Annotated in this window: 9 protein-coding genes; 4 read left to right on the top strand and 5 right to left on the bottom strand. The window is 67.2% G+C overall.

The features are described from left to right. Positions 1-58 precede the first annotated feature (58 nt). Genes ACVOME_RS08415 through ACVOME_RS08425 form a run of 3 tightly spaced genes read right to left on the bottom strand, consistent with a single transcriptional unit; the run spans position 59 to position 3,184 of the window. Entirely contained in the window at positions 59-1,114 is a 1,056-nt protein-coding gene (locus tag ACVOME_RS08415) for an ABC transporter substrate-binding protein (RefSeq protein ID WP_481504974.1), read from the bottom strand. Beyond that, entirely contained in the window at positions 1,111-2,502 is a 1,392-nt protein-coding gene (locus ACVOME_RS08420; protein ID WP_476340476.1) for a sensor histidine kinase, read from the bottom strand. Before ACVOME_RS08420 ends, ACVOME_RS08415 begins: the two co-directional genes overlap by 4 nt. Beyond that, entirely contained in the window at positions 2,495-3,184 is a 690-nt protein-coding gene (locus ACVOME_RS08425; RefSeq protein WP_476340474.1) for a response regulator transcription factor, read from the bottom strand. Before ACVOME_RS08425 ends, ACVOME_RS08420 begins: the two co-directional genes overlap by 8 nt. Before the next feature lie 288 nt (positions 3,185-3,472). Between ACVOME_RS08425 and ACVOME_RS08430 the strand changes: the two genes are divergently transcribed. The 4 genes from ACVOME_RS08430 to ACVOME_RS08445 all read left to right on the top strand — a co-directional run bounded on the left by ACVOME_RS08430 (position 3,473) and on the right by ACVOME_RS08445 (position 9,197). Next, on the top strand, positions 3,473-4,612 hold the full coding sequence (locus tag ACVOME_RS08430) for an OprO/OprP family phosphate-selective porin (protein ID WP_065175123.1): 1,140 nt from the start codon (positions 3,473-3,475) through the stop codon (positions 4,610-4,612). Between the two features lie 73 nt (positions 4,613-4,685). Then, positions 4,686-6,014 carry a CitMHS family transporter gene (locus ACVOME_RS08435; protein ID WP_053517450.1) on the top strand — a complete coding sequence of 443 codons (1,329 nt, stop codon included), beginning with the start codon at positions 4,686-4,688 and terminating at the stop codon, positions 6,012-6,014. 25 nt (positions 6,015-6,039) lie between these two features. Further along, positions 6,040-6,780 carry an acetoacetyl-CoA reductase gene (gene phbB / locus ACVOME_RS08440; protein WP_053517420.1) on the top strand — a complete coding sequence of 247 codons (741 nt, stop codon included), beginning with the start codon at positions 6,040-6,042 and terminating at the stop codon, positions 6,778-6,780. Positions 6,781-6,920: 140 nt separating this feature from the next. Then, complete coding sequence (locus tag ACVOME_RS08445; RefSeq protein WP_481504975.1) at positions 6,921-9,197, top strand: TonB-dependent receptor; 2,277 nt, start codon at positions 6,921-6,923, stop codon at positions 9,195-9,197. Positions 9,198-9,278: 81 nt separating this feature from the next. Here the strand turns inward: ACVOME_RS08445 and ACVOME_RS08450 are convergent, their stop codons facing one another. Both ACVOME_RS08450 and rsgA read right to left on the bottom strand, forming a co-directional pair. After that, entirely contained in the window at positions 9,279-10,532 is a 1,254-nt protein-coding gene (locus ACVOME_RS08450; protein ID WP_065175125.1) for a flavohemoglobin expression-modulating QEGLA motif protein, read from the bottom strand. Positions 10,533-10,656: 124 nt separating this feature from the next. Continuing rightward, positions 10,657-11,766 carry a ribosome small subunit-dependent GTPase A gene (gene rsgA / locus ACVOME_RS08455; RefSeq protein WP_065175126.1) on the bottom strand — a complete coding sequence of 370 codons (1,110 nt, stop codon included), beginning with the start codon at positions 11,764-11,766 and terminating at the stop codon, positions 10,657-10,659. Positions 11,767-11,839 lie beyond the last annotated feature (73 nt).

Raw genomic sequence — 11,839 nt, forward strand, 5'->3', positions numbered from 1 at the left:
GGCCATTGTACGGGCAGCGCACTGCATCCGCCGGGCATGGCCCGGCGCTACCAGGGCATCAGCGCCCCGCCGGCTCCACGCTGCTGCGCCAGGCATCGAGGAACTGGCGCCGCTTGAGCGCGTCCAGGTAGACCAGCAGTCCCGGCCCGAGCTGGATCGGGCGCCGGCTGCGACCGGGCGCATCATCGCGCCGGGCATCGCTGCGCACGATCGGCATCAGCCGCGCCTCGCGCGACAGCACCTGCTGGCCGCGCGGCGACAGCAGGTAATCGAGGAAACGCCGCGCCTCCTCCGGATGCGGACCGGTGCGCGGGATCACGGCCGTGCGCAGCACCACCAGCGTGTAGTCCTCCGGCTCGATGATGGCCAGTGGCGCGCCGGCATCGATGCGCGCCTGCGCGTACGAGCCGAGCACATTGTAGACCAGCGACAGCTGGCCGCTGGCGACCTTGTCCAGCAGTACCCCGGTGCGCTCCTCGCGAACCACCTCGTTGTCGCCGAGCGCCCCGAGCAGCGCACCGGCAATGCTGCCACGCTGCGCATCCTGCGTGGCCAGCAGGTAACCCACACTGCTGCGTTCGATGTCGTAGGTGCCCACCCGTCCGCGCAGGGGCGCGCCTTCCGCGCGCAGCAGGTCCAGCAGCTGCCGGCGTGTACGCGGCACCTTGGCAGCGGGCAATGTGCGCGTGTTGTGGACCATCACCACCGGCTCGTAGCTGATTCCGAATGCCTCGCCCCGCCACTGTGCCCAGGCCGGCAGCGCCGCGGTCTGCGCCGAGCGGTGTGGCAGGGCATGACCGTCATTGACCAGCTTGGTCTGCAGGTCCATGCCGCTGGAGATCAGCAGATCCGGCGACGCCGGGCTGGTGCGGTCCTGCAGGTAACGCGCGTACAGATCCTGGGTGATGATGTCCTCGTACACCACTTCCGTGCCGGGATGCAGCCGCTGGTAATCGGCGATCACCACTGCGAACACCTCGATGTCGGTGGTGCCGTGGATGCGCAGCTGGGCAGTGGCGGTCTCACGTGCGGGGAAACGGCGCACATCGCCGGGTGCAGCCTGCGCAGGCAGAGCCAGCAGCAGCGCGATGACGGCGGCAAACAGGCGGATCATGGGTTGCTCCGGGGCAGGCGGATGGTGGCGATCAGCCCCCCCTGCGGGCGGTTGCTGAGGTCGATATGGCCTGCATGGCTGTCGATCACGCGTTTGACGATGGCCAGCCCCAGGCCGGCGCCACCGGATGGCACGCCTTCGCCACGGGCGAATCGCTCGAACACCCGTTCGGCGTCGGCCGCGGCGATGCCCGGGCCGTGGTCGGCAATGGTCAGCACCGCCTGGCCGCCCTCGACCGTCAGTGCGATCTGCAGCGGACCATCGCCGCCATACTTCAACGCATTGTCGACCAGGTTCTTGATCGCCTCGCGCAGCAGCAGCGCATCACCGTGCACATGCACCTGCTCGGAAGTGACGGCCAGCTGCACGCGCGGCGCGGGACCGGCCTGCGGCAACGCATCGTGCAATGCCTGGTGCACGGTTTCTGCCAGATCCACCGGCGCGAACCGCTGCAGATGCGAACGGTGGATCACGCTGGCATCGCTGAGCAGCTGGTTGAGCAGCCGGCTCATGTGCGTGGCATTGCGCTCGATGGCCTGCAGGCTGCGCCGCATGTCCTGCGGGTCGTCATCATCCAGCGCCAGCTGCGCCTGCGCGCGCAGGGCGGCCAGCGGGGTACGCATCTGGTGCGCGGCTTCCGCCATGAACGCGCGCAGGGTCTCGTTGCTGCTCGACAGCCGCTCCATGAAGCGGTTCAGCGCCGCCACCATCTGGTCCATCTCACGGGGCACACGTGCATCCAGCGGCTTCAGGTCCGACGGTTCACGGCGCGAGAGTTCGCGTTCCACCCTCACCAGTGGCCGGAATGCACGGTGTACACCGAAGGCGACCAGCGCCAGCAGCAGACCGGACAGCACACCGATCGCCAGCAGCGACCGATTGACCATGTCCTGCGCCACCGCCTCGCGCGCGCGCCGGGTCTGGCCGACCTGCACCAGCACCTCGCCCTGCGCGGACGCAGCAGCGAAGCTGCGGCCCACCACCACGAACCGCACGGTCTCACCGCTGTAGCGCGCATCAAAGAACTGCGGTTGGCTCCCCGGCCGCCGGGGTGGCACCGGCAGGTCGCCGTAGCCAGTGATCAGCGTGCCGCGACTGTCCGCGACGCGGTAGAACACCCGGTCCTCCGGCGCCATCGCCAGCAGGTCGAGCGCCGCGTACGGCAGGTCGACCTGCCATTGGCCATCGGCCAGGGCCACCGAATCGGCGATGGACAGTGCAGAGGACGCCAGCAGGTGATCGTAGGAGCGATTGGCCGCACGCTGGCCGTAGTCGCGTGCGGCAAACAGCAGGGCGACTGCGAACACCGCCAGCAGCGCACCCAGATACAGCAGCAGGGTCCGCCGCAGCGAACCCGGCGCGGCCGCTGCCGGGCGCGCGTCAGTCATCGCTGTCCACGCCTTCGTCGCGGGCCTCGAGCAGGTAACCGACGCCGCGCACGGTCGTGATGCGCAGCGGCGCGTCGGCGAGCTTCCTGCGCAGGCGGCCGACATAGAGCTCGATCGCGTTCGGCCCGGCCTCGTCATCGAAGCCGAACAGGCCATTGCCGATCTCATCCTTGCCGACCACGTGGCCCAACCGGCCGACCAGGATTTCCAGCAGACGGTACTCGCGGTTGGGCAGCTCGATGGGCTCACCATCCAGGGTGACCCGATGCGCGGCATTGTCGAACTGGAAGCCGCCCACCTGCACCACCTCACTGGCCTGGCCGCGGGCCCGTCGCAGCAGCACGCGGCAACGCGCCTCGAACTCGCGGAAGTCGAAGGGCTTGCCGAGATAATCATCGGCACCCACATCCAGCGCCTGCACGCGGTCCTCGATGCCGTCGCGCGCGGTCAGCATCAGCACCGGCGTGCTGTCGCCGCGCTCGCGCATGCCGGCCAGCACGCGTAGCCCATCAAGCTTGGGCAGGCCGATATCCAGCACCACCAGATCAAAACTCTGGTAGCGCAGCACGCTTGCGGCGGCCAGGCCATCGGCCTGCCAATCCACCGCGTGCCCACTGCGGCGCATGCGACGGATGATCGCATCGGCCAGATCCGGGTTGTCTTCAACCAGCAGCAGGCGCATGGGGACAAGCGTGGGAGGGGAAGCGAATGCTACCGCATGCCGCCCGGCCTGCCCGCCGGGCGTGGACCGGCGCTACCGGACAGCCTGCACGGGGGTAGCGCCGGGCCATGCCCGGCGAGCGCAGCGGCCGCTTTTACGCTGCAACGCACAAACCGCTGACAGGCGGATGACAGCTTGCGCGACCCAGACTGCGGCCGCGCACCATCCGGTGCCCACGATTGCCGCGCGCCTGGCGCGCACCTGGGAGGGTTTGTGGAATTCACGTTTGCCTGGCCGCGTTCCGCCGCCATGATGGCCCTGGCTGCGTTGGCCGCGCCGGCCTTTGCCGCTGATGACGAGCGGCCGGTCACCGCCACGCTGGGCGGTCGCCTGCACCTGGACTTCGCCACGTTCGACAATGACAACCGCGGTACGCCGAACAAGGATGACACCGAGATCCGCCGCGCCTGGCTGGATGTCTCCGGCAGGTTCTTCGTGGTCGACTACAAGATGGAAGCCGACTTCTCCGGCGACCGTGTAGAAGCCAAGGACGTCTACCTGGCACGCAGCTTCGGCAAGGCCGGCAAGCTGACGGTCGGCCAGTTCAAGCAGTACTTCTCGCTGGATGACCGCACCAGCTCCAACTACGGCAGCTTCCTGGAGCGCGGCAATGCCGGTACCACACTGGCGCCGCTGTACCGGCTGGGTGCCTCGTGGCAGGCCAATCCGGGTGACTTCACCTGGGCCGCCAGCGTCTACAGCCTGGAGAGCATCGATGCCTGGCAGGTGAAGGGGCGCGCCGCCGGCGGCCGCGTGACCTGGGCGCCCTCGCCCAGCGACGGCGATGTACTGCACCTGGGCCTGTCGCTGGCCCGTGAGGCGTACGACAACCCTGGCGCCAACGGTGTGCCGGCACTGCGCATCCGCCCGCGCCCCGCCGGCCATCTGTCCGATGAGAGCCGCCTGACCCTGGTCGATTTCTCCGCAGGCCGCGATACCGACGTCAACAAGTGGTCACTGGAGTACGCCCAGGTCCGCGGCCCGTTGTCATGGCAGGGCGAGTTCAGCGGTGCGACCTTCGATGACGGCGCCCAGCGCGGCGACGTCATGGCCGGCTACGGCATGCTCAGCTGGTTCGTTACCGGCGAGAGCCGCGCCTACGACCGCAAGACCGGCCGCTTCGCCAGGGTGAAGGACATCCGCCACAAGGCCGGTGCCTTTGAAGTCGCGCTGCGCTACGACCGGATGTGGGGCGCGCAGCACCTCGATGGCGCTCCCGACCTGCGCCGTGGCAGTACCGAAGCCTGGACGCTCGGCGGCAACTGGTACCTGCGCGACAACCTGCGATTCATGCTCAACGTCATCGAAAGCCGCAACCGTGACCGCCTGGCCGGGATCACGGTGGACCGCACGCGCGCCGTGACCGGCCGCCTGCAGTACGACTTCTGAGCCTCTTCCGCGCCCCCCTCCGCACCCGCCCCTCCCTTTCCCACGTCCTGTTTTCTCAAGGAGTCCGCAGATGATGCTGAGCATCCTCGGCTTTGGCATGGTCATTACATTCATGTACTTGATCATGAGCAAGCGGCTGTCACCGCTGGTGGCCCTGATCACCATCCCGATCCTGTTCGCGCTGATCGGTGGCTTTGGCGCCGGCATCGACGAAATGATGCTGGAAGGCATCAAGAAGATCGCGCCGACCGGCGTGATGCTGATGTTCGCCATCCTCTACTTCGGCGTGATGATCGACGCGGGACTGTTCGATCCGCTGGTGCGGGTGATCCTGCGCTTCGTCAAGGGCGATCCGATGAAGATCGTGCTCGGCACCGCCGTGCTGGCGATGCTGATCTCGCTCGATGGCGATGGCTCGACCACGTACATGATCACGGTCTCGGCAATGCTGCCGCTGTATCAGCGGCTGGGCATGAACGCGCTGAACATGACCTGCGTGACCATCCTCGCCGGTGGCGTGATGAACCTGACTCCGTGGGGCGGCCCGACCGCACGCGCCGCCACCGCACTGCACGTTGATCCTGCTGATGTGTTCGTGCCGCTGATCCCGTCGATGGTGATCGCCTGCGCGGGCGTGCTGCTGCTGGCGTGGTACCTGGGTCTGAAGGAACGCCGCCGGCTGGGCGTGGTGACGTTGCCCAAGGGCGGCAGCTGGATGGACAGCAGCGTGTCCGACGACAGCAATGCGCTGCCGACGGTTGAGGATGCCGAGGACATCAAGCGGCCCAAGCTGCTGTGGGTGAACCTGGTGCTGACCCTGGTCCTGATGACCGCGCTGATCGTCGGCGTGCTGCCGATGCCGGTGCTGTTCATGGTCGGCTTCGCCATTGCCCTGGTGATCAATTACCCGAACCTGGCCGAGCAGCGCCGTCGCGTGGTCAACCACGCCGGCAACGTGCTGTCGGTGGTGTCGCTGATCTTCGCGGCGGGCATCTTTACCGGCATCCTCAACAACACCGGCATGGTCGAGGCGATGTCGCACAGCTTCCTGGCGGTGATTCCGGATTCGTGGGGCCCCTATCTGGCGGTGATCACTGCCGTGGCCTCGATGCCGTTCACCTTCTTCATGTCCAACGACGCGTTCTACTTCGGCGTGTTGCCGATCCTGTCCGAAGCCGCTGGCAACTACGGCATCACGCCGGTGGAAATGGCCCGCGCCTCGCTGGCCGGCCAGCCGGTGCATCTGCTCAGCCCACTGGTGCCCTCCACCTACCTGCTGGTGGGCCTGGCCAAGGTCGAGTTCGCCGACCACCAGAAATTCACCCTGAAATGGGCCATCGCCATCTCGCTGCTGCTGATGGTCGGCAGCCTGCTGTTCGGCCTGTATCCCCTCGCCGCCTGATCCCGTTACCAAGGAGCGTTCCGCAATGACTCTTCGCATCGCTTACGTCACCAGCGGCATGGGCAGTGTCGGCACTGCCATCTGCCAGAGCCTGGCCCGCGCCGGCCATACCGTTGTTGCCGGCTGTGCGCCGAACTCGCCGCGCAAGGCCAACTGGCTGCGCGAGCAGCGCGAGCAGGGCTTTGACTTCATCGCCTCCGAGGGCAATGCCACCGACTGGGCCTCGACCAGCGCCGCCTTCGCCAAAGTGCGCGCGGAAGTGGGTGAAGTGGACGTGCTGGTCAACAACTCCGGAGGCAGCCGCGACCTGCTGTTCCGGCAGATGACGGTGGAGGACTGGAATGCGGTGATCGCCTCCAACCTCAACGCGCTCTTCAACCTGACCAAGCAGGTGGTCGATGGCATGGCCACGCGGGGCTGGGGACGCATCATCAACATCGGTTCGGTCAGCGCCCACAAGGGGCAGATCGGCCAGGTGAACTACGCCACCGCCAAGGCCGCCATGCATGGCTTCAGCCGGGCGCTTGCCGCTGAAGTAGCGTCACGCGGAGTGACGGTCAACACGCTCTCGCCGGGCTACATCGCCAGCCAGGCCATCAGCAGTTTCCCCCCGGATGTCCTGGACCGCCTGGCCGCATCGGTGCCGGTGCGGCGCCTGGGCCGTCCGGAAGAAGTCGCCGGCCTGTGCGCCTGGCTGGCCTCGGACGAGGCGTCGTATGTGACCGGCGCCGATTATCCGGTCAATGGTGGGCTGTACATGGGCTAATGAGCCGCCCTGGGTGCGCCGCCAACGTGGCGGCGCGTACCCGCATGGGTGTTCCGTAAAGAAGCTTTCATGTTCCGTTCGCATAGTGGGGCGGCATCGCGCACGCACGCCGGTGCCCATCCCCCATGCAACGGACCACCATGCAGACTCGACACCTGACGATCGCCGTAGCGATCGCGCTTTCCGCCGCTGCCAGCGCCTCCGCCGCCGATATCGACGCCGCGCCCAGCGCGCAGACGCTGGATACCGTCTCGGTGATCGGCCAAGGCGAGACCCGTCAGGTGCAGCGCATCACCAGCGTCGACAAGCAGGTGCTCCCGCCAGGCACCAGCGGCCAGAAGATCCTCGATCGGCTGCCGGGCGTCTCGGTGCAGTCCAACGATGCGTTCGGCGCCAATGAGGAATCGCAGACCATCAGCCTGCGCGGATTCGACAAGAGCCGGCTGGGCTATACCCTCGATGGCATTCCGCTGGGCGACAACAGCTACGGCAACTACAACGGCCTGAGCATCGCCCGTGCGCTGATCGCCGAAAACCTGGCCGGCGCCGAGCTGTCGCAGGGCATCGGTTCACTCGGCGTGGCCTCGACCAGCAATCTCGGCGGCACCATCCAGTACTTCTCGTCCGATCCGTCCACCGAGTTCGGCGGCCGTGCCAGCGTCACCGTCGGCGACGACAATCAGCGCCGTGGTTACCTGCGCGTGGATACGGGCGACCTCAACGGCTTCTCTGCGTATGTCTCCGGCGTTCACCAGGACCAGGACATGTGGGCCGCGCCGCATCAGAACCAGACCACCCGCCAGTTCAATGCCAAGGCCGTGTGGAACGTGGGCGACCATCGTTTTGGCGCGTTCGTGGCGACCTCGCGTGCCAGCCAGGCCAACTACGCCTACCTGTCCAAGGACATGCTGGCCAGGGGCCTGGGCTGGGACTGGAACATCTATGCGCCGGACTGGAACCGCGCGGTGGCCGCCGCCTACTGCGCGCCGGCTACGCGTGATCCGGCGCGATGTGCCTACAGCGGCGGCGTGACCAGCATCGACGATGCGTACTACCAGAGCCGTGCGCTGCGCGATGACAACCTGTACTCGATCGATGCCGACCTTCGCCTGGGCGAGCAGGGCCGCCTGAAGCTGCTGGCCTACCACCATGACAACCGCGGCCAGGGTCACTGGTGGGCGCCGGGCCAGCCGTCCTACCCCGGCACCGACCGGATGCTGCCGATCTCCATCCGCAGCACCAACTACACGATCAACCGCGACGGCGTGACCGCAGCGCTGTCATGGACGGCTGGCATCCACCAGCTGGAAGCCGGCCTGTGGTACGAGCAGAACGACCACAACGTGTCGCGCAATTTCTACTACATCAGCGGTCCGTTCCTGGACGACCTGTACCTGAAGAATCCGGACCGCCTGCTGTTCAACCAGGACTACGACATCCGCACGCAGCAGTTCTACGTGCAGGACCGCATGCGCTTCCTCGACCAGCGCCTGACCGTTGATGTCGGCATCAAGAGCCCGAACACCCGCATGCGTGCCACGGCCCGCCCGGGCGTGGAAACCCGCCTGGCGTCCGGCACGCTGACGGCCAAGGAGTCGGTGCTGCCGCAGCTGGGCGTGGGCTTCAAGCTCAACGCCAACAACGAGCTGTTCGCCTCGTACGCCGAGAACATCGCCGCCTTCGTCGGTGGTGGCAGTGGCGGCCCGTTACAGGTGGCACCGGAATCGTTCGCTGCCAGCGCCGACCTGGAACCGGAAAAGTCGAAGAGCCTGGAGGCCGGTTTCCGCACGTTCGGCGAGAAGTACCAGGCCTCGATCGCCGCCTACAACGTCACGTTCGACAACCGCCTGCTGTCACTGAACCCGTGCTCCAGCATCGAAGTGGGCACCCGACCGGAGTGCGTGACACGCTTCATCAACGTCGGCTCGGTGAAGAGCCACGGCGCGGAACTGACCTTCATCCTCAAGCCGGTCGATGGCCTGCAGTGGTACAACGCGCTGTCCTGGAACAAGACCACCTACGAAGATGACTACATCTCCGGCGGCGCGGTGGTGCCGGTGGCCGGCAAGATCACGGTGGACACGCCGCAGCGCATGGCCTCCAGCGAAATCAGCTGGAACCGCGATGGCTTCTTCGCCAGCCTGCGTGCCAAGTACACCGGCAAGCGTTATTACACCTACACCAACGATCAGTCGGTGCCGGGCGTGACCACCTTCGATGCGGGTGCCGGCTATGACTTCGGCCCTGGGCTGGGACTGCGCAACGTGCGGGTCTCGTTGAACGCGACCAATCTGACCAACAAGCGCTACGCCGGCCAGCTGAGCTCGTTCGCGCCGACCGACCCGGAAGGCAAGCGCTACGCGATCCACGCCAGCGCACCGCGGCAGGTGTTCATGACGGTGGCGGCAGAGTTCTAAGTCAGAAGCGGGCGCTGCGGCGCATCGAGTGTTCCTGCATGGCGCGGGTAGGCAGGCCCATGCAGGATCCGCCAACGCATGTCATTCCGGCGCCAGCTGGTCCATCCGTATCCGGTTGGCAAACAGCGAAAATGCCAGCATGCCGGCCAGGCCATTGGCCCGGCTGACCCAGTGCGGCAGCCAGCGCGGTGGCTTCAGCACCCCGGCCTGGAACAACGGCGCGAACGCGATGGCGTCCTGCAGGCTCATCTTGCCCGCGAACAGCCACCGGCAGACCTGCAGGCGATCCTCGGCCAGCATGTGGCGGAAGAAGGTGTGCACCGATACCAGCCCGCGCAGGTACACGGTGTCCTTGGTGAAGGCCAGCCCGCCGCCGGGGGGCACTCCGCGGAACACGCGCTGGGCCGATGCGAAGCTCTCTTCCGGGTTCTGCCCGGCATCGCAGAAGTAGCGGAACACCTCGATGAAGTCGGCGCCCTCGCGGGCCATGGCGATGGCTTCGGTACGCAGGCTGATCCGCTTCAGGCGCTCGATGTCGATGCTGCCGGTGATCTGCTCGGCAAAGGTGGCCAACCCTTCCTGGGTAGCCGTCACCCGGGGTGAGGACAAAGCCAGGCTGGGCAGCACCGGCTGCTCCCGGCCATTCAACGCGGTCAGCGAATGCACCAGCGCTTCGTGATGGAACAGCTGTGCACGATCGTAGGCGCTGAAGCGCGCACTGGTACGCAGGCGGATCCGCGTCGGCCCGGCGGCCGCCTTGGACACCAGTTCCGGATCCAGCTGCACCTGGATGATCCGCGATTCGAAGAAGGCATCCAGATCGTTCTGCAGCTGCAGTTGCAGCGCGATCGCAGACACCGGCACCTGTTCTTCCGGCGCCAGCAGTTCATGGTCCAGCTCGGCCGCGATCTGGATGAAATGGCGCGCTGCATCGCGCGTGCTCGGGCCATTGCCCGGCAAGGGCTGTTCGGGGGCGCCGAACAGCTGCACCGAACAGGTGTCCACCGCTGCGGTACCCAGGCCCTCCAGCAGGCGTGCGGCCAGGTCCCAGCTGTGCGCGGACTGCTGCACGTAGTGACCCAAGGGATGCCCCGCGTCGCAGTCGGCGGCGATGGCTGCCAAGGTGCGGCGTTCCTCGCTGAAATCCAGCTTCGGGTAGTCCACCTTCGGCAACTGCGGCTGCCCGCGCGCAACGCTGTCCAGGAACGGTGCCTGCACCGTCGCCGGCCAGCTGGTCAGGCCCAGCAGGCGGATGCCACCCACGGCCTCGACCAGCCGCGCATCGAGCGCCGCATGGTGGGCCACCTCGCGATCCAGCACGGCGGTCGTTTCCATGCGCGGACTATAGCGCCCTGCCAGGCCGTGCGCTGTCCACCGCGGGCCCCGGCATCAGCGAGGGCGTTACCCCGGCATCCCGGGATGAATCTCCATGCAGCCGCGCCCGTGGCCGGCTGCCTCATCAACGACGTCGCGGCTTTCCTGCCGGACGGAACTGCTGGCCCTTGCCTTTCCTGCCACCACGTTCCTGCGCGGTCTCGGCCTGGCGCACGGCCAGCTTGGCGGCCGCAGCCGCCACTTCTTCCTTCAACTTGAAGTAGTTCAGCAGCCGGCTTTCCTCGATCTCACCCGCGTCGATAGCTGCCCGTACCGCACAACCGGGCTCCTGGTGATGCGAGCAGTCGCGGAAGCGGCACTGTTCGGCCAGTGCTTCGATATCGGCGAAGCCCCCTTCGGCCAGCGTCTCCTCGCCGGTCGGCTTGAGCTCGCGCATGCCGGGCGTGTCGATCAGGCAGGCGCCGGTCGGCAACGGCATCAGCGCACGATGGGTGGTGGTATGACGCCCGCGTGAGTCGTTGGCGCGCACCGCATTGGTCTTCATCCGCTGCTCGCCAAGCAGCGTGTTGGTCAGCGTGGATTTGCCGGCGCCGGAGGAGCCCACCAGCACCACGGTGCGGCCCGGCCCCAACCATGGCTGCAGCACAGCCACGCTGCCAGCATCCAGGCCATTGATGGCATGCAGGGCGATCCCCTGCATTTCCAGTTCTTCCAGCACCGCCAGCGCATCTTCGCTGTATTCGGTCTGGTCGGCCTTGGTCAGCACCACCACCGGTTCGGCACCGCCGCCGCCCACCAGCAGCAGGTAGCGCTCGATACGGCGTGGATTGAAGTCCGCATCCAGCCCGCAGACGATGAACACCGTATCGATGTTGGCCGCGATCACCTGCTGGTGATAATGCTCGCCGGCGGCACCGCGCTTGATCGCGGTGCGACGTGGCAGCAGCGCCACGATGCGGATGCCGTCGAGCAGCACCCAGTCGCCGACCGCCGGCCGCTCATGGCTGGGAAAGCGTGGCCGCTGCCATTCCGGCAGCGATTCGGCCTTGATCGCAGCGTCCGGGGCGTCGGCCACGACATAGTGCGTACGGTGCTGCTCGATCACCCGGGCCGGGCGGGCCTGCGGGTGCTCGGCCATCATGGCCTGCCAGTCGGCCTGCTGCGCCGGGCCCGGCCAGGGCCAGCCGATGGTCTGCAGGGCGGTGAAATCGGGGGTCTGGGTCATCGCCTCCATTCTACCCGTGCCAACGCCGCTCCAGCCCAGCAGCGGCGGGCCCTGGGGGCCTTGCCATGCAGTGCAGCAATTC

Source organism: Stenotrophomonas sp. STEN008, assembly GCF_056760435.1.

Coding starts and splice junctions, on each gene's coding strand:
- ACVOME_RS08415 (WP_481504974.1), bottom strand. CDS start 1,114: ATGATCCGCCTGTTTGCCGCCGTCATCGCGCTGCTGCTGGCTCTGCCT.
- ACVOME_RS08420 (WP_476340476.1), bottom strand. CDS start 2,502: ATGACTGACGCGCGCCCGGCAGCGGCCGCGCCGGGTTCGCTGCGGCGG.
- ACVOME_RS08425 (WP_476340474.1), bottom strand. CDS start 3,184: ATGCGCCTGCTGCTGGTTGAAGACAACCCGGATCTGGCCGATGCGATC.
- ACVOME_RS08430 (WP_065175123.1), top strand. CDS start 3,473: ATGATGGCCCTGGCTGCGTTGGCCGCGCCGGCCTTTGCCGCTGATGAC.
- ACVOME_RS08435 (WP_053517450.1), top strand. CDS start 4,686: ATGCTGAGCATCCTCGGCTTTGGCATGGTCATTACATTCATGTACTTG.
- phbB (WP_053517420.1), top strand. CDS start 6,040: ATGACTCTTCGCATCGCTTACGTCACCAGCGGCATGGGCAGTGTCGGC.
- ACVOME_RS08445 (WP_481504975.1), top strand. CDS start 6,921: ATGCAGACTCGACACCTGACGATCGCCGTAGCGATCGCGCTTTCCGCC.
- ACVOME_RS08450 (WP_065175125.1), bottom strand. CDS start 10,532: ATGGAAACGACCGCCGTGCTGGATCGCGAGGTGGCCCACCATGCGGCG.
- rsgA (WP_065175126.1), bottom strand. CDS start 11,766: ATGGAGGCGATGACCCAGACCCCCGATTTCACCGCCCTGCAGACCATC.